The 16,884-nt window shown below is 66.7% G+C and carries 12 protein-coding genes; 7 read left to right on the top strand and 5 right to left on the bottom strand.

Annotation, left to right across the window (positions count from 1 at the left end):
• Positions 1 to 94 precede the first annotated feature (94 nt).
• Positions 95 to 1,816 (bottom strand): LamG domain-containing protein, encoded by a 1,722-nt coding sequence (locus ACIQ7H_RS16100; RefSeq protein ID WP_395793325.1) that lies wholly within the window; start codon positions 1,814 to 1,816, stop codon positions 95 to 97.
• Positions 1,817 to 1,940: 124 nt separating this feature from the next.
• Complete coding sequence (locus tag ACIQ7H_RS16095; RefSeq protein ID WP_395793323.1) at positions 1,941 to 3,815, bottom strand: peptidoglycan DD-metalloendopeptidase family protein; 1,875 nt, start codon at positions 3,813 to 3,815, stop codon at positions 1,941 to 1,943.
• A gap of 521 nt (positions 3,816 to 4,336) precedes the next feature.
• On the opposite strand from ACIQ7H_RS16095, the gene ACIQ7H_RS16090 reads away from it, so the two are divergent.
• Complete coding sequence (locus ACIQ7H_RS16090) at positions 4,337 to 6,493, top strand: winged helix-turn-helix domain-containing protein (RefSeq protein WP_395793321.1); 2,157 nt, start codon at positions 4,337 to 4,339, stop codon at positions 6,491 to 6,493.
• Between the two features lie 253 nt (positions 6,494 to 6,746).
• Here ACIQ7H_RS16090 and ald read toward each other — a convergent pair whose 3' ends face one another.
• Positions 6,747 to 7,865 carry an alanine dehydrogenase gene (gene ald, locus ACIQ7H_RS16085; protein ID WP_395793319.1) on the bottom strand — a complete coding sequence of 373 codons (1,119 nt, stop codon included), beginning with the start codon at positions 7,863 to 7,865 and terminating at the stop codon, positions 6,747 to 6,749.
• Between the two features lie 192 nt (positions 7,866 to 8,057).
• Between ald and lrp the strand changes: the two genes are divergently transcribed.
• Entirely contained in the window at positions 8,058 to 8,546 is a 489-nt protein-coding gene (lrp, locus tag ACIQ7H_RS16080; protein ID WP_395793317.1) for a leucine-responsive transcriptional regulator Lrp, read from the top strand.
• Between the two features lie 67 nt (positions 8,547 to 8,613).
• Here the strand turns inward: lrp and ACIQ7H_RS16075 are convergent, their stop codons facing one another.
• Both ACIQ7H_RS16075 and ACIQ7H_RS16070 read right to left on the bottom strand, forming a co-directional pair.
• Positions 8,614 to 9,630, bottom strand: coding sequence for a metal-dependent hydrolase (locus ACIQ7H_RS16075; protein ID WP_395793315.1), 1,017 nt, complete (start codon positions 9,628 to 9,630; stop codon positions 8,614 to 8,616).
• A 20-nt stretch (positions 9,631 to 9,650) separates the two neighbouring features.
• Complete coding sequence (locus ACIQ7H_RS16070) at positions 9,651 to 11,873, bottom strand: carboxy terminal-processing peptidase (RefSeq protein ID WP_395793313.1); 2,223 nt, start codon at positions 11,871 to 11,873, stop codon at positions 9,651 to 9,653.
• A 364-nt stretch (positions 11,874 to 12,237) separates the two neighbouring features.
• Here ACIQ7H_RS16070 and ACIQ7H_RS16065 point away from each other — a divergent pair, with 364 nt between their 5' ends.
• The 5 genes from ACIQ7H_RS16065 (at position 12,238) to ACIQ7H_RS16045 (ending at position 16,747) form a co-directional block, all read left to right on the top strand.
• Positions 12,238 to 12,789: a DNA-deoxyinosine glycosylase gene (locus ACIQ7H_RS16065; RefSeq protein WP_395793311.1), complete on the top strand. Its 552-nt coding sequence runs from the start codon at positions 12,238 to 12,240 to the stop codon at positions 12,787 to 12,789.
• Between the two features lie 158 nt (positions 12,790 to 12,947).
• On the top strand, positions 12,948 to 14,006 hold the full coding sequence (locus ACIQ7H_RS16060) for a sensor histidine kinase (protein WP_395793309.1): 1,059 nt from the start codon (positions 12,948 to 12,950) through the stop codon (positions 14,004 to 14,006).
• A complete protein-coding gene (locus ACIQ7H_RS16055) occupies positions 14,003 to 14,788 on the top strand; it encodes a LytR/AlgR family response regulator transcription factor (RefSeq protein WP_395793307.1) in 786 nt (261 codons plus the stop codon). The genes ACIQ7H_RS16060 and ACIQ7H_RS16055 overlap by 4 nt, the downstream gene beginning before the upstream one ends.
• Positions 14,789 to 15,137: 349 nt before the next feature.
• On the top strand, positions 15,138 to 15,872 hold the full coding sequence (locus ACIQ7H_RS16050; RefSeq protein ID WP_395793305.1) for a DUF998 domain-containing protein: 735 nt from the start codon (positions 15,138 to 15,140) through the stop codon (positions 15,870 to 15,872).
• Positions 15,869 to 16,747 carry a S1 family peptidase gene (locus ACIQ7H_RS16045; protein WP_395793303.1) on the top strand — a complete coding sequence of 293 codons (879 nt, stop codon included), beginning with the start codon at positions 15,869 to 15,871 and terminating at the stop codon, positions 16,745 to 16,747. Before ACIQ7H_RS16050 ends, ACIQ7H_RS16045 begins: the two co-directional genes overlap by 4 nt.
• Positions 16,748 to 16,884 lie beyond the last annotated feature (137 nt).

Below are 16,884 nucleotides of genomic sequence, written 5' to 3'. Positions count from 1 at the left end.
TCAGAGCAGGCACTCGAGTGCCTGCTCTGACTGTACTCAAGGGTGGTGCGGTTGATCGCCCAAGTGCAGACGCCGATGCTCGACGTACCTGATCTCAGTTGCAGTTCCTGAAGGTGGGGAGCTGGTCGTTGGTGATCCAGTACGCGAACTCGAACTCACCGCTTTCTTCAGTGGTCACAAAGATCGAACTGTGTTCGATCGCAAAGGCGTGGGTGTTGGTGCGCGCCTCCCGCCACCAGTCGCAGATCTGCTGCGCTTGCACCAGGGTCGAAGCGACTTGTGTCTGACGGTTGAAGTTGAATTCGGTCATGTGGATGCCCCTTGCCGGCACCTGCGGTGCAAGGCCCGGGTTTGCCAGATGGGTGCGCACGCGCTGGTAGAACGCCCCGGCCTTCGTCGAGTGGCGCCCGTTCCATGCATTGAGCGTGGTGCTGTCCCAATAGACATGCACGCCCACCTTGGCGGCATAGCGACTGATGTGATCACGCACCCAGTAGTCTTTGTACCAGGCCTCTGCCGTGCATTCCGACTGGTGCTCGTGACAGCCGGGCGTCAGGCCCGCATAGATCAGGGGAATGGAGTAGCCGACCGACTGTTGACCAAAGTAGAAGCCACGGAAGAAGTCGTTGTAGCGCGCCATGTTGATGCCCGGATTGAGATCGTAGAACAAGGTCTCGCCCTCGTGGTTGGGCTCGTTGGCCACTTCGATCCAGAGGTGCTGCAGCCTGAGGGTTGTCTGCAGATGCTGGAGCACGGGCGCCAGACGCTGCGCGAACAGGTGACCGCAGGCGTAGTCGGCCATCCCGGGACAGTCGGCAGGGGTCGGCCATGCACGCACGATCCAGGCTTTATGGTTGCCGGTCGCGGACGCGATGTGGGATAGGCGCTCACGCTGGCGATCCATCCACCAACTCTGAGAAGCGTCGCCGTGGTACGAGAATACGGAGGTCTTGACCGAATTGAAGTTGCCTACCGTGTTCAGGATGTCCAGATCACGAACGAACTTGTCGGACAGGTCTAGATTGCAGCCGGCGGGAGGTGCGTTGCCTCCCGGTACGCGGGCACACGCCCAAGAACTCGGAAACAGGTGGACGCCCCGATTGGTCAGCGCGCCGGGCACCTGCGCCAGACGCTGAATCTGCGCATTGCTGATCGACCGATCGTAGAACTTCACTTCGTCGATCCGGCCGTGGAGTGTGTTCCAGGCGGGGTAGCCGCCGATGGCGATGGGCCGATTGGAGGCGCGGATGGCGCCCGTCGCTACAAGCGATGCGACCCGCGTGCCGTTCACAAACACCTCCAGCATGGAGCCGTTGTATCGTCCCGTCAGGTGGGCCCATGTGTTCAGCGTGATTGGGCTGGTCGCTCGCGCCGTAAAGTAGCTGCCGCTGCTCAGCACCACGGTGAAAGCCGGCCGCCCTTCGTCCAGGCTCAGACCCCACGCGTCTGTTCCGTACCATTTGTTGACGATACTGCGCACGCCAGCACGACTGTGCTGGTTGACCCAGGCCGAGACCGTGATCTGCCCCGGATTCAACGCACCGGAGTTCTGTACGGTCACCAGGTCATCGATACCGTCAAACTGTGTCGCTTGCCCGAACCGCCCTCCGTTGACGCAGGCAGCACCCGCAGACAGGGTCACCGCCTTTGGATTCACCACTGCATGGTCCCAGCTTGTGCTTGCATCACATCGATCGAAGCTCCAGTAGCCGGTGGGCGCTGGAAAGGACACAAGCTCGGCATGCGTGGGTGCTGCTGCGAACAGCAGCCAGAGCATTGCCAGCATCGCTGGCGCAAAGCGTTTCATCAGTTTCATGACCACGTCTCCATGATTGGGGGCCAAGGCCCGGTTGGAAAGCCAAGCTTGATCTGCGCTGTCGACGCTGGCCGGTACCGACCCGGCGTCGCGCGCGCTTTGCCGCGCAACGCTGGATCGATACTCACGGCGGCGCAAACGTCCCGTCCAGGCTAACGAAATCCCCCCAGCTGCCCGACTGGTAGCCGAGCTGGAACAGCACGCCGTTCTGCCCCAGCACGATCGCGTGCAGGGTGCTTCCTTGGGCGGCGGCGACCGGCCCTGCGGTCAGATAGCCGCCGTGGTTGGTCCAGGCCTGCCAGCTGCCGCCGGCGCTGCTCTGAGCGATGCTGGCGAGCTGACTTTCGCTGCCCCGGGTAAACACCTCGATGCGGCCGCCGGCATGCACCACCGCCTTGGGGTAGGCGGTCAGCACGCCGCCGCGGCTCTCCCAGGGCAGCCAGCCGCCGCCAGGGCTGGTTTGCTTTCGGTGGCGCAGCGCGTGGTCGGTGCCGCGTACGAACACTTCGAGCCGGCCGTCGCTGTTGCGTACCACCGACGGGTGCGAGCTCAAACGGCCTTCAAGTGGCTCGTAGATGCCGAAACTGCCGCCGGCCGCGGTCTGCACGATCTGGAACAGGTTGTTGTCGAGCCCGCCGACGAACACCGCGACCCGGCCATCGCTGTTCAGCGCGGCCGCCGGGCCCCAGTGCAGCACGCCGCCGAGCGAGGTCCAGTCACGCCAGCTGCCAGCTGCCGAGTTCTGCTGGCGGGTACGCAGGCTGCCGTCGCTCCAGCGCACGAACACCTGCAGTTGACCATTGCTGTTTGTGACCGCCGCCGGTGCGGAACTGAGCTCTCCCTCCAGGCCGCTCCAGGCCTCCCAGCCGTCTTGGCCAACAACGGTCTGCCGCCGCGTGTAAAGCTTCTGATCGGTGCCGCGCACGAATACCTGTATCCGTCCATCGCTGTTGACGACGGCGCTCGGGCCGGAGGTCGCATTGCCGCCCAGAGACTGCCAATCGCCCCAGACGCCCAGACTGGTGCGCCGACGGTACCGCAGGGCGCCGCCGCTGGCGCGCGCGAACACGTACAGATCGCCGCCTGCGGTGATCGCCTCGGCCACATCGACGGGGCCCGGGTAGCGGTGCGGCTCGACCGAGAAGATCTCACCGCCCCAGCCATCGTTGCGGTAGGCCGAAACAAAGCCCCATTGGCCGGCGGCGTACTCGATCCGGTGCCACCAGTCGCCGCTGCCGGCATCGGCCACCACGCCCGAGGCCAGAAGGCGGTTGCCAGCCACCACTTGGCCGAGCACGGCGGCATTGCGGTTGGCCGAAACGCGCACATTGGCCTGGGCGTCTGGCCTTACCTGACCCGGAAAGGCCGGTCGCCGCTGGAACAAGGTCTGGATGGGGTTGAACCATCCCTGCTGGGTCGGGTTGTAGCCGCTGTCGGCATAGCCCGGGCCGGCGCAGCTGCCATTGCCAGGCCAGTTGCCGAAGCCGCGCACTTCGAAATGCAAATGGGTGTTGCCCACAGCATTCGGCCACGCAATGACCGTGCCCAGGCGGCTGCCGCGGTTAACGCGTTGGCCCTGCACCACCTGTGTGGTGCCCAGATGCCCGTACTGGCTGTAGAACTTCGGCCCGGTGCTCGGCGTGTGTTCCAGTACGATCACCCAGCCAGGGTAGTTGGCATTGAGCACGCAGTGGACCGTGCCGTCGGCAGTAGCGCGCACCTCGGCCCCGACGGTGGTGCCGCTGTTGTAGGACAGATCGAGTGCCGCGTGCAGGCGGTTGCCATAGCTGGAGTTACTGTTGGCGAAGTTCTGCATCACCCGGACGTTGTAACCGGGCACGAACTGTTCGTCCTGCATCTGGCCCATCGGCCAGTCGAGCGCGACCCCGCCGGGCGGGTCGGCCGCCTGCACGACCCCCGCCGCGAACACCAGCAGCCAAACCAAACCACGCGTCCAGCGCGTTTCCAGAACGGTAAAACACACAGCGCAACACGACATGGCGCACTCCTGACTGGTGGTGGACCAGCGCAGGCTAGGTGTCACTTCAACCTCTGTCCTGACCATCGCCTGACCATGCCCGACGCCTTTCTGACTACGTCGGCCAAGCGGCTCCGTGGCTGGATCGTTGCCTGTCGGATCTGACAGGCCCCCAGCGCCGGGGAAGGCCTGCTGACGAAAGAAGCCGGCACCGACGATCCGCTCTGTCGCAAAACTGTCGTGCGCTTTGCGGGTGACTCACCTACGATGCCTGTCCATGCCATGCGACTTGTCTACCTGCCCCCGATGAGGCTGCCGTTGCTTCAAGCCCCGACGGATCTGTATCCCGCCGCTGCATCCGTGCCCGCGCGATCGAACTGCCGCGAGCATCGTCTGGACTTCGCCCCACACGGGCAGCAGCTGCGCCAGCGCGCGCAGCGCGTCCGACCCTGCTCACGCTCCTGCCACTTCGAGCCCTGATGTCGGCGGCATCTGGCCCAGGTTTGCGTCCGCTGCCGCGCGGAATCACCGACGAGCCACCCATGCCTTCGCAGCCGAGCCCGTTTGCCGATGTCGCGTTGTCGCTGGGCCCCTACCGGGTGCAGCCACGCGAACTGCTGCTGCAGGGACCGCAGCACTCGGTGCGATTGGAGCCGCGGGTGATGCAGGTGCTGCTGTGCCTGGGGCGACATGCGGGCGCGACGGTGACTCGCGAGGAGCTGCTCGCGGACGCCTGGCCCGGCATGGTGGTCAGCGATGACGCCGTGCATCGGGCGATCTCCAAGCTTCGAAACGCGTTGGCAGCGGTCGGCGATGGGCTCGCCGTAGAGACGGTTCCGCGGGTCGGCTATCGGCTGCGGCTGCCGCGCATTGCCACGGATCCAGCGATGCAAGAAGGCGCGACCGGCGAACTCATCGGGTCCGCATCCGAAGCCGAGTCCGCTTCAGCGCAGCCACCAGCGGCGACAGGTGTCGGGCCGGTGAACTCGATGTCCTGGCACGACCGTAGCGGTGTTCGCGGGCTCGCGCTGATCGCCGCGCTGATCGCCCTTGGCCTTGGCGTGTGGTGGCGCTGGCCTCCGGCCCGCGAAGTTCCGCCGCAACCGACACCGCACTGGACCACGCTGCGCCTGGTGCCCAGCCTCGGCCACATGCCGGTGTTTGCGCCCGACGGCCTGCGCCTGCTGTACAGCCTGGGCACGCCGCAGGGCGAGCAGCTCTGGCTTCAGCCCTGGGATGGCAGTGGCGAGGCGCAGGCGCTGACTGATACCAGCGGCATGGACTACGCCTCCAGTTGGTCCGCCACCGGCGACCGTATCGCCTTCATCCGACAGCTCGGCGAGGATTGCAGCGTTATGGTGATCGAGGCCGGGCAGGCGCCACGCCGGCTGACGGACTGCACGCGCATGAACGGCCGGCTGACACTTTCCCCCGATGGCCGCCAACTGGTGCTGTCGGATCGCCCCGACCCGGCGCAACGTGCCAATACGCTGTACCTGGTCGAGGTCGACAGCGGACACCGGACGCCGCTGCTGCTGCCGCCGGGTGAAGAGGGGGACTATCGCCCACGCTGGTCGCCGAACGGCGAATGGATCGCCTTCACCCGGGTGTACGCACGCTTGCACGCGCGCGTCATGCGCGTGCGCGCCGACGGAAGCCAGATCGAGACGCTGGCCGAGCCCGATCACTATGTGCATCAGCTTGCCTGGCGCGGCAATACCGAACTGATCTACACCTTGGCCGGTAGCGAGCTCAACGCGCTCTGGCATCTGCGTCTCGGCGAACCGCCGCGCATGCTCACCACCGTGGGTCCCGGCAAGCCATCGATCGATGTGTCGCCCGATGGGCGCCGACTGGCATTGTCCTTGAGCCAATTGGTACGCCAGAACCGCCGTCTGCATCTGCAGGAAGCGCGACTCGAAACCCTGCCCGAACCCTTGACCAGCGCACGCGATCTTGCGCTGGCGCCGGATGGCCGACGCATCGCCTTCGAGCAGGAACGCCTTGGCGATGCCGGCATCTGGCTGCTCGATACCCGCTCGCCCAACCCGCGCAAGCTGTGGGGGATATCGGAAGGACGCATCACCGATCTGTCCTGGAACGCGCAGGGCCAATCACTGGCCTTCGAGCTGTCGCTCCGCGGCGATCAGGACATCTGTCACCTCGATCTTGAGGGCGCGGTGGACTGCCATCAGCAGCCGGAGCATCGCGCGATGGCGCCGTCCTGGTCGCGGGATGGTCGCTGGTTGTATTACGCCTCGACCGCCGGCGGCGGCTGGCATGTGTTCCGCGCTCGGCCGGATGGCAGCCAGGCGCACCAGCTGAGCGCGCGTCAGTCGGTCTACGCGCGCGAGAGCGTCGATGGACGCCAGGTGCTGCTGCGGGCGCGGGGCGAGGACGGTATCTGGCAGCACGATCTCGACAGCGGTCGTGAAACCCTGCTGATCGACGACGCAGCCTTCGCGCAGCCGCGGGCATTCGAGCCCGTCCACGATGGCATCTACTACGTCGACCGCAGCCAGCAACTGGTCTTCTATCCGTACCGCGACGGCATCAAACGCGTTCTCTACCGCTTCGAGGGGTCGCCCCCGCGCGTCTTGAACCTGAGCCCTGACCGAACACAGCTGCTGTTCGCACAGACCACACACGAGCAGGCCGATCTGGCGGTGCTGACGAACCTCGATGCGCTGATGCGCTAGCGCACGCCTGCCGTCCGCAGCGATGCTTGGCGCGACTCCCGCCACGACGGCTGATCCGACCCGCAGGGTTGGATACGGCGTCCACCCCCGCGTCATCCGCAGCGGCCCCGGTTGCGCCACCCGGATCGACCGGCCTTCGCGATGCTCGCGCCGCAAACGAAACCCACAGCACGCGCTCGTCACAACAGGCGAGCCACGCAACGAACAGGGCCCGGCAATGCCGGGCCCCTAATCGTTGAAGTGCGCCCGAACTCTACAGCTCCAGTGCCTGCTCCGCCGGCACGTACGGAAGATTGAAGCCCTCGGCCACCGGCTGATAGGTGACATGACCGGCGTGCACGTTCAGACCGCGCAGCAGGTGAACATTCTCGAGCATGGCGCGCTTGGCGCCCTTGTTGGCCAGTTCAAGAATGAAAGGGAGGGTCGCGTTGTTGAGCGCGAAGGTGCTGGTGCGCGGTACCGCGCCGGGCATGTTGGCGACGCAGTAGTGCACCACGTCGTCAACGATGTAGGTCGGGTCGGCGTGGGTGGTGGCGTGAGCGGTCTCGAAACAGCCGCCCTGATCGATCGCGACGTCAACCACCGCCGCGCCGGGCTTCATGCGGCTGACCAGATCGGCGCTGACCAGCTTCGGCGCCGCAGCACCCGGGATCAGCACGCCGCCGATCACCAGATCCGCGTCGATCACATGACGCTCGACCGCATCGGCGCTGGAGAACACGGTCTCGATGCGGGTGCCGAACTGCATCACCAGGCGACGCAGCACATCGACATTGCGGTCCAGGATGACCACCTGCGCGCCCAGGCCCACCGCCATCAGTGCGGCATTGGCACCAACCACACCGCCGCCAAGAATCACCACCTTGGCTGGCTCCACGCCGGGCACGCCGCCGAGCAGCATGCCGCGGCCGCCATTCGCCTTCTGCAGCGCGGTGGCGCCGGCCTGGATCGACATGCGGCCGGCGACTTCGGACATCGGCGCCAGCAGCGGCAGGCCACCGTTATGGGCGGTGACGGTTTCGTAGGCGATGCAGGTCGCCTTGGACTTGATCAGCTCCTCGGTCTGCGGCCAATCCGGCGCCAGATGCAGGTAGGTGAACAGCACCTGGCCCTCACGCAGGCGTGCGCGCTCGATGGCCTGCGGCTCTTTCACCTTGACGATCATGTCGGCATGCGCGAACACCTCGGCGGCGCTGCCCAGCACCCGCGCGCCAGCGGCGATGTAGTCGGCGTCGGTGCAGCCGATGCCGGCACCGGCCAGGGTTTCGACCACGACCTGATGGCCGTGCTGAACCAGCTCACGCACCGAGGCCGGAACCATGCCGACGCGGTACTCGTGGTTTTTGATTTCCTTGGGAACGCCGATCAGCATGGTGGTGGTCTCGATGGGTCTGCGGTAAGGGTTCTCGCCATGACGCGGCGCAGCAGAGCGAATCCCCTGCCCATCCGATGCCTGGCAAAACGAACGCGCAGTCTAGTGACGAACTGACCGAGTTTTCTGCTGTAGATTCGGCCTGCGCAGTCGAATCTGCGCGCGGCCGCCTCACCTTCAGCAGGAAACTCCGTGAAGCACACTAAAATTATTCAAAATCAATTGGATAGGATTGATCGGCGGATCCTGCGCGAGCTCCAGCGCGATGGCCGGCTGGCCAATGTCGAGCTGGCCAAGCGGGTCGGCCTATCGCCCACGCCCTGCCTGGAGCGGGTCAAGAAGCTGGAAGATGAGGGCTTCATCAGCGGCTACCACGCGCGCCTGAACCCGCAGCGCATGGGCGCCGGCCTGCTGGTGTTCGTCGAGATCCGCCTGCTGCGCACCGCGATGGATGTGTTCGAGGAGTTCAAGCGCGCCGTGGTGGTACTGCCGCAGGTGCTGGAATGCCACCTGGTCTCGGGCGATTTCGACTACCTGATCAAGGCCCGCGTGGCCGATATGGCCGCCTACCGCCAGCTGCTCGGCGCCACCCTGCTGACCCTGCCGCATGTGTCGGGCTCGCGCAGCTATGCAGTGATGGAAGAGGTGAAGGAGACGCTGGAGCTGGCGGTGGTGGAGTAGCTTTGCGGCGGGATTCGGGATTCGGGATTCGGAATCAGCCGAAACCAAGCATGCAGCTGACCAGCGCCTACGACGCCGGCGCCACGCCCGAGTCCCAGATCCTCCCCCACATCTCACCGAGCCGGCGCCGCACCTGCCAGGGGAAGGCCAGTTGCTCGGGGCGGATCTCCTCGATGCCGTCGGCGCTGAAGCGGGCGACCGCGAAGTTGAAGCTGTAGTCCGGTTCGGCGCCCATGCGCAAGTCGGACAGCACCACCTGGCCGTCGCGCACTTCGGCCTTCATGAAGGCGCGGTTGAACCAGACCAGGCGCTGCACGGCGGGCAGTTCGCGCACGGCCTCGAAGGCCTGCGTGTCGCTGCGGTAGCTGCGGAAGGTGATCGGGCCGGTATCGGCCACAAGTGAGCGCTCACCCTCCAGAAAGCCGTCGGGCGTCATGACTACCACCCGCCACAGCAGGGTCTGGAACGGCATCGGCGTGGAGAAGCGCGGCGCCTGCTCAAAACCGGTGCCGGCCAGGCTGCGCTCGACCTCGCGCTCGACCAGGGTCTTGGCGACAAGTGACCAGCCGAGGTACGCGGTCGACAGCAGCAGGCCAGCCAGCAGCGCACTGCTGCCCTTCGGGTGAGCGCGCCACAGCCAGCCGAGCGCGCAGCCAATCAGCAGCGGCAAGGTGTACAGCGGATCGATGATGAACATCGACGACCACATCGCCGGCTGCGGCATCAGCGGCCAGACCAGCTGGGTGCCGTAGACGGTCATCGCATCCAGCAGCGGATGGGTGATCAGGGCCAACGCGATACCGAGCAGCCAAGCGCGCGGGGCTTCGCGCACCGGTGCCCAGCGTCGCAGCAGCCACCACAGCGCGAGCGCCAGCAGCGGCAGCACGAACAGCGAGTGCGAGGCGCCGCGGTGCAGGGTCATCTGCTGCACCGGGTCGAGATCGAACAGCGACAGCGGAATGACGTCGAGATCAGGCAGGGTGCCCAATGCCGCGCCGACCATCAGGCCGGCGCGGCGTCTCGCGGCTGGCACGCACGCAGCGGTAGCTGCAGCGCCCAGCAGCAGCTGGCTCAGCGAATCCATGCCTCAGCGGTCCGCCGCGATCAGTCGGCGAGCGCGCGCAGCGGGCTGGTTTCGGGGATCACCCGCGCCGCCAGTTTGGAGTCCGCCCGCAACAGGTCGACGGCATCAATAAGCAAATGCGCGGTCTCGCGCAGCAATGCATCGGGCTTGTCGTCGGTGGAGGCGGTTTCATCGGCCTCGATCGGGCGCTCATCGGCCTGCAGGCCGTCGTCCAGGTTGGACACCTCGTCCTCGCTGGCGATGGCATCGGCGCTGTCGCCGTCCATGGCCTTGCGCTGGGCATCGCGCGACTCACGTTTGGCCTGTTCGCGCTGGCGCTCGGCGCGGCGCTCGGTCTCGTTCAGCGACAGCGTCTTGCGGTCGCGCTGGACGCGGTACTCGGCGACATCTTCCACCCACCACTGGAACTCCTGGTCGGTGGCGACTCGCGCCGAGTGGCGCGATTTCAGCTCCGGCACCAGCGGCGAGAAATCGCCGTAGCTGTCGAACACCGCCGGCGAAATACTGGCCCAGGGCAAGGCGTTGTCATACATGCTTTCGCCGTACTCGGTGGCGTCCCAGGTCACCGGGAAATCGATGTCCGGCACCACGCCCTTGTGCTGGGTGCTGCCGCCGGCGATGCGGAAGAACTGCGCCACGGTGATTTTCAGATGCCCGAGGCCCGGGTTCTCACGCGCGAACATGTCGAGATCGACCAGGTTCTGCACCGTGCCCTTGCCGAAGGTGGGCTCGCCGACGATCAGGCCGCGGCCGTAGTCCTGGATGGCGCCCGCAAAGATCTCCGAGGCCGAGGCCGAGGCGCGGTTGACCAGCACCGCCAGCGGGCCATCCCAGGCCACGCCGGAGGTGCGATCGGATTCCACCGACACCCGCCGCCCGGCATCACGCACCTGCACCACCGGGCCCTTGTCGATGAACAGGCCGGTCAGTTCGATGGCCTCGTTCAGCGACCCGCCACCGTTGTTGCGCAGGTCGATGACCACGCCTTCGACCTTGTCGGCGCGCAGTTCTTCCAGCAGCACAGCGATATCGCGGGTGGCCGAGCGGTAGTCGGGCTCGTCGCGGCGACGGCCTTCGAAATCCTGGTAGAACGCCGGCAGCGAGATCACGCCAATGCGGCGCAGGTCTTCGCCTTCGCCGAACTCGATGATCTCCTTCTTGGCCGCCTGCTCTTCGAGCTTCACCTTCTCGCGCGACAGGGTCAGCAGAGTGTGCTCGCCGTCGATGCCAAGCTCAGCCGGCAGCACGTCCAGCCGAACCACCGAATCTTTCGGGCCGCGGATCAGGTCGACCACATCGTCCAAGCGCCAGCCGACCACATCGACCATCGGCCCACTGTCGCCCTGCCCGACCGCGAGGATGCGATCGCCGGGTTTGATCTTGCCGGACATCGCCGCCGGGCCACCGGGCACGACCGAGCGCACCACGGTGAACTCCTCGTCGTTGCGGCTGAGCACCGCGCCGATGCCTTCCAGCGACAGCCGCATCGCCATGTTGAAGTTCTCGGACGTGCGCGGATTCATGTAAGCGGTATGCGGTTCGATCTCGCTCGCGTAGGCGTTCATGAAGGTCTGGAACACGTCTTCGGCGTCGATCTGGCGCACCCGCCGCGCGAAGTTCCGATAGCGCTTGTCGAGGGTGTCGCGGATCGCGGCCATCTCGCGATTGGCCAGACGCAGACGCAGCACGTCGTTCTTCACCCGCAGCCGCCACACCTCATCAAGCTCGGCGGCGCTGCCGGCCCAGCTGGCGTCTTCGCGATCGAAGCTGTAGCTCTCGTCGACTTCAAAGTCGAAATCCTCCTTGAGCTGTGCGCGAATCGACTCGGTGCGCTCGTCCACCCGCTGCAGGTAGACGTTGAAGATATCGAAGGCGGGGCTGAGCTTGCCTTCGAGAATCGCGTCGTCGAGCTTGGTCCGGTAGCTCTCGAAGCCGGCCACGTCCTCGGCGCGGAAAAACAGGCGATCAGCGTCCAGCGATTCCAGGTAGCGATCGAAGATCGCTGAAGACAGCTTGTCGTCAAGCTTCTGCGGGGTGTAGTGAAAGCGCGAGTTGCTGACCAGCTGCGCCATCCAGCGCGCGGCGCTGGACTGCTGGGAATTGGGTTCTAGAACGACGGCCTGCGAGTCGGCGGCCTCGGGTTTGGCGCTGTCAGCCCAGGCGGACAGCGAAACCAGCGGCGCCAACAGGACCAGCGCCAGGACAGAGCGGAAGCGGAACACGCGCATTCGGTACACCTTCATTGTCGCCGTCCGCAGCGGACGGCCTGCCGATGATGCCAGTCCGGCGACCTGCTCGCGATGAGCGGCGCCGGCTGGGCGTGGACTTGAGGGAACGGTAGCCGCAGCCGGAGTTCCCCGGTCCCACTTGCGGCGTTCACCTTGCACCCCCGATTGTCGGCATGGCGTGTGCCGGAAGCCGCGGATCGAGCCCTGGGGTTCAGGCAGCCGGCGAACGCCGGCCTCCGGCGCGGACCGCCACGCCAGCCCGGCGGCGTCGCGCTGATTGGCGCGTCGCGTCGAACACACGCAGCGCGAACGCCGGTCTAGGCTGTTGCGCCTGAGCTCGCGCAGCATCTGTGCCCTTGTTGAACCCAGCGGAGAACGCATGCCGTCTTTGTCGCAACCCGCAGAGCACTCGACGGCCTTGCCGATCTCCACCGGCCTGCCGCCGGTGGCCGCACCCGGCTGCAGGATCCTGATCCTCGGCAGCCTGCCGGGCGCGGAGTCACTGCGCCTGCAGCAGTACTACGCCCACTCGCGCAACAGCTTCTGGGAGCTGACCGCCAGCGCGCTCGGATTCGCCGCCACCTTGCCCTACCCGCAGCGCCTGCAGGCCCTGCTCGCGAGCAACGTCGCGGTCTGGGACGTCCTCGCCAGCGGCCACCGCCCCGGCAGCCTGGACTCGGCGATTGATCTGGCGAGCGCGGAGGTCAACCTGTTCCCGTCCTTCCTGCGCGAACTGCCGGCCCTGCAGCGCGTCCTGTTCAACGGCGCGATGGCGGAGCGCCTGTTCGTGCAGCGCGTGCTTCCGGAGCTGTCACCCGAACATCAAGCCATCGCGCGTCTGCGGCTGCCGTCGACCAGCCCGGCCAATGCATCTGTTCCGAAGTTGGACAAAGCCAGTGCTTGGCGCGCGGCGTTGGAACAGCCGAAGTGACGCGGCAGAAGAACGGCACAACCGTTGCAGGGGAATCCGGGGTCAAGCCTTGCATTGCCACATGCACCTGCTCCGGCGGCCCTGCGCTCACTCTGGTTCCGAGGACCGACCGGCGTTGAAGAGGGACCTCACCCTCCGCCTTCCGGCACACTGCCCCAATGATCACTCGCCGATTCCTGCTCGCCGCCGCTGCGTTCTGGCTGCTGTTTGGCCTGGTGGCCGGCATCCAGGTGTGGATCAGCATGTTCACGCACGGGCACAACATCGCCCTGCTGCTGGGCTTCCATGTCGCGGTGTGGCTGGTGTGGCTGGCGCCGACGGTGCTGATCGTGCGGCTGGCGCGGCGCTTCCCGATGTCGCCGCCGCGGGCGCTGGCCGTCGCTGCCCACTTCCTCACGTCGACGGCGATCGGGCTGCTGCATGCGCTGTACTCGCTGGGCCTGATGCTGTGGCTGCGGCCCTACGACGACATGACCGCATCGGCCTCCAACATCCAGCTGGGCCAGGCCTTGCTGACGCCGCTGCTGTTGGAGTGGATCCTTTACCTGCTGGTGCTGGGCGCGGTGCTGGCCTTCGACTACAGCCGGCGCTCGCGCGAGCAGGCCATCGAGGCGGAAGAGCTGCGCCGCTCGCTGGTCGATGCGCGCCTGCATGCGCTGGAGCTGCAGATCCAGCCGCACTTTCTGTTCAACACGCTCAATGCCATCGCCGGGCTGGTGCGGACGGGGCGCGGCGATGAGGCGATCCGCGTGGTCGCCGGGCTGGGCGACCTGCTGCGCTACTCGCTGGACCACGCCGGTCGCCAGCGGGTGAGGCTGGGTGAAGAAATCGAGATGCTCACGCGCTACCTGGAGATCCATCGGGCGCGGTTTCCGGATCGCATGTCGTTCGCGGTGGCGGTCGACCCGCTGCTCCAGCAGGCGGCGGTGCCGATCCTGATCCTGCAGCCGCTGGTGGAGAACGCCGTGCGCCACGGCGTGGAGCGGCTCAGCGGCACGCACAGCGTCGAGGTGCGGGCGCGGCGGATCAACGATCGCCTGCAGCTGAAGGTGTTCAACCGCGGCGCCCTGGTCGCGCCTGTGACGGCGGGCATCGGGCTCAGGAACACGCGCGAGCGGCTGCGGGCGCTGTTTGGCGACGACGCGTACTTCGAGCTCACGCAAGCCGGCGACCAGGTGCTCGCGGTGGTGGAGCTGCCTTTCGAGACCTTCGCGTGAGCCTGCCTGCCGCGACGCCGATGAAGGTTCTGCTGGTCGACGACGAACCCTTGGCCCGCGAGAACCTGGGCGTGCTGCTCGCCGTCGACCCGGAGGTCGAGGTGGTTGGCGAGTGCGCAGGCACCGAAGCTGTGGCGGCGATCGCGCGTCTGCGGCCCGACATCCTGTTTCTGGATGTACAGATGCCCGAGCTGGACGGCTTCGCCCTGCTCGATCTGGTCGGCCCAGAGGCGGTGCCGGCCGTAGTATTCGTCACCGCCTTCGATCGCTATGCGCTGCAGGCCTTCGAGGCGCAGGCGCTGGACTACCTGCTCAAGCCCTTCACCGATACGCGCTTCGAGGTGGCGCTGGCGCGCGCCAAGGCGCGTGTTCTGGCGCAGCGTCAGTCGGCGCTGGCGCAGGCCGGCTTCGGCCAACGGCAGCCGGCGCAGCCGGCCTATCGCTCGCGCTTCCTGATTCCCGGCCGCGACAAGAGCGTGGTGGTGGAGGCCGCCGAGATCGACTGGGTGCGTGCGGCCGACTACTACGTGGAGCTGCAGTGCGGCGGCATCAGCCATCTGCTGCGCGAGAGCCTGGACGAGATGGAGCGGCAGCTCGACCCGGAGCAGTTCGTGCGCGTGCACCGTGGCGCCATCGTCAACCTCGCCCGCGTGCGCGAAGTGCATCCGCTGTTCCGCGGCGGCTGCGAGTTGAAGCTGGCCGACGGCACGGTGGTGAAACTCAGCCGTGACCGCCGCGCCGAGTTCGAGGCGCGCTTCACGGTGCTGGGCGTGCGGCGCTAGCAGCCTGTCGGGCTTTGGGGGTCGAGGCGAAAATCCGACTGCGCGAGGACAGTTTTTTTGACGATTCGCAGGCCGAGTGGGCTCTCTTGGTCAAGAATCGGCGGAAATGTGGACCGCGCAGGCGAATTTGCAGCCCGGCCAACCAAAGTCCGACAGGCTGCTAGCAGCCGCGGTTCGACCCAGCTCCGCAGGTCGGTGCTGAGCGCGTGGGCCGGCCTGGTAGCGGACGGTTCGCTGCCTTCGGCAAGCGGTTCGCCGCCGCACTGCGCAGTTTCGCCGCCAATGGCTTTGCCGATGACCGCCAGCCACCCACGCTCGGCGGCAGTCCTCTGCCTTGAGCCACCGAGCCGTGCGCCAACTTCTGCTGCGACAGTCGCTGTTCCTTCCGCTCGCAGCCCTGCTGCTGCCGATGCTTCTGGCGCTGGGCGCGCCTGGCTATTCCTCGCTGACGCAGCAGGTCAGCGAACTGCAGCTGCTGGACCATCCGGTGGCCGACCTGATGCGGGTCGCGCCCGTGGTTTGCGGGATGTCGATCCTGCTGTTCAGCCTTGGCGCCTGGCTGGTCGAACCGTCGCGCTTCGTCTTCACCGCGGTCACTTCCTGGGCGGTGGCGGCCAACTTCATCTCCGCGGGCATCTTCGTCACCGGCACCCCGCTGCACGGCCTGTACGGCGTCGGCTTCTTCATCCCGCTGGTGCCTGCCTGCTTCGCGGCCGAGTCGGGTCTCGGCCGCGGCGTACTGCGGATCTCCCTGGCGGTGGCGGTCGTGAGCATGGCCTATACGTGGCTGAACTTTTCCGGCTGCGACCCGATGCGCGGCCTGAGTCAGCGCCTGGCCATCGTCGTGATCATGGGGTGGTACTCCTTCGCGAGCTATCAGCTGCTCAAGACGATGCGGCTGGCTGGTGAATCCGTGACGAACCCAGTCAGCGATGCCGAGCCACGCGCTTTCGGTGGCGGACACACGCAGCGCGCGCGCTCAGGTCACGCGGGGCTTTGGCGCCCGATATCGGGCGTCCACCCAACCCTCAAACCCGCGCCACCGCCAGGCCGGATGACCTTCAATTCAAGGAGCTGTGCATGACCCGCTTGGTGTGGCTATTGCTGCTCGCCGGTGCATCCACCGCCGGTGCGGTTGTTATCCGCGATGACGTGCCCGATCAGCAGTATCGAATCGCAGCCTCCGACGCCGTCGTCATCCGCGACGACTTCCCCGATCAGCAGTACCGGATGCCGGCATCCGACTTCCCTGCCCTCGCCGACCTGCCCGGCGAGGGCCACGGCGTGCTGATCGCGCCACGGTGGATGGTGACGGCGGCGCATGCGGTGAGCCCCGCCTTGGACTGCGTGGAGGTCGGCGGCGCGCCGCGCGCGGTGCGTCGCGTCGTGATCCATCCGGGCTATCGGCAGGCGCCGCAGGCCATGGTCGACGCGGCGCTGAAGTCAGGCGATTGGACGACCTTCTTCGAGTTCATGGCCGGCACCGACGACCTCGCTCTGATCGAGCTGGCCGAGCCGGTGCAGGACATCGCGCCCGCGCCAATCTACAGCGGCCCGGCACTGGGCGAGGTGGTGCGCATCATGGGCCGAGGTGCAACGGGCACCGGCGCGCGGGGCCACGCTCTGGACGCCCCCAGACGTACCGAACTGCGCCAGGGCTACAACCGGATCGACGTTGATGACGGCCGCTGGATCGCCTACACCTTCGACGCGCCGCCGGATGCGCTTCCGCTTGAGGCCTCCATCGGCGGCGGCGACAGCGGCGGCCCGATGCTGATCGCCGTCGGCGATGCGTGGCAGCTGGCCGGCATCGCGGCGTGGAAGCGCGCCGTGGTTGAGGGCACCGAGATCCGACAGGGCAAGTACGGCGAGAGCAGCATCGGCGTGCGGCTGCAGCACTACGCGGAGTGGATTGATCGCACCGTTGCAGAGGGAGCTGCGGCGGAGGACGCGCGTTAGGTGTGAGCTTGGGAAGCTCTGAACAACGCGACCAACTGAGCCCTGGGCGGTCCCCAGCCGATTTTTTCGGACCTTCAGCCTGCTATCGCTCACCTATTTTGATTCTTCGACTCGCCCAAGGCTCTTTCGAACCCGTT

It is taken from the genome of Aquimonas sp. (genome assembly GCF_044377145.1).
In the GTDB taxonomy this organism is placed as follows: domain Bacteria; phylum Pseudomonadota; class Gammaproteobacteria; order Xanthomonadales; family Xanthomonadaceae; genus Aquimonas.
The sequence above is the reverse complement of the archived record's forward strand: the minus strand, read 5'-3'. Positions and strand labels throughout refer to the sequence as shown.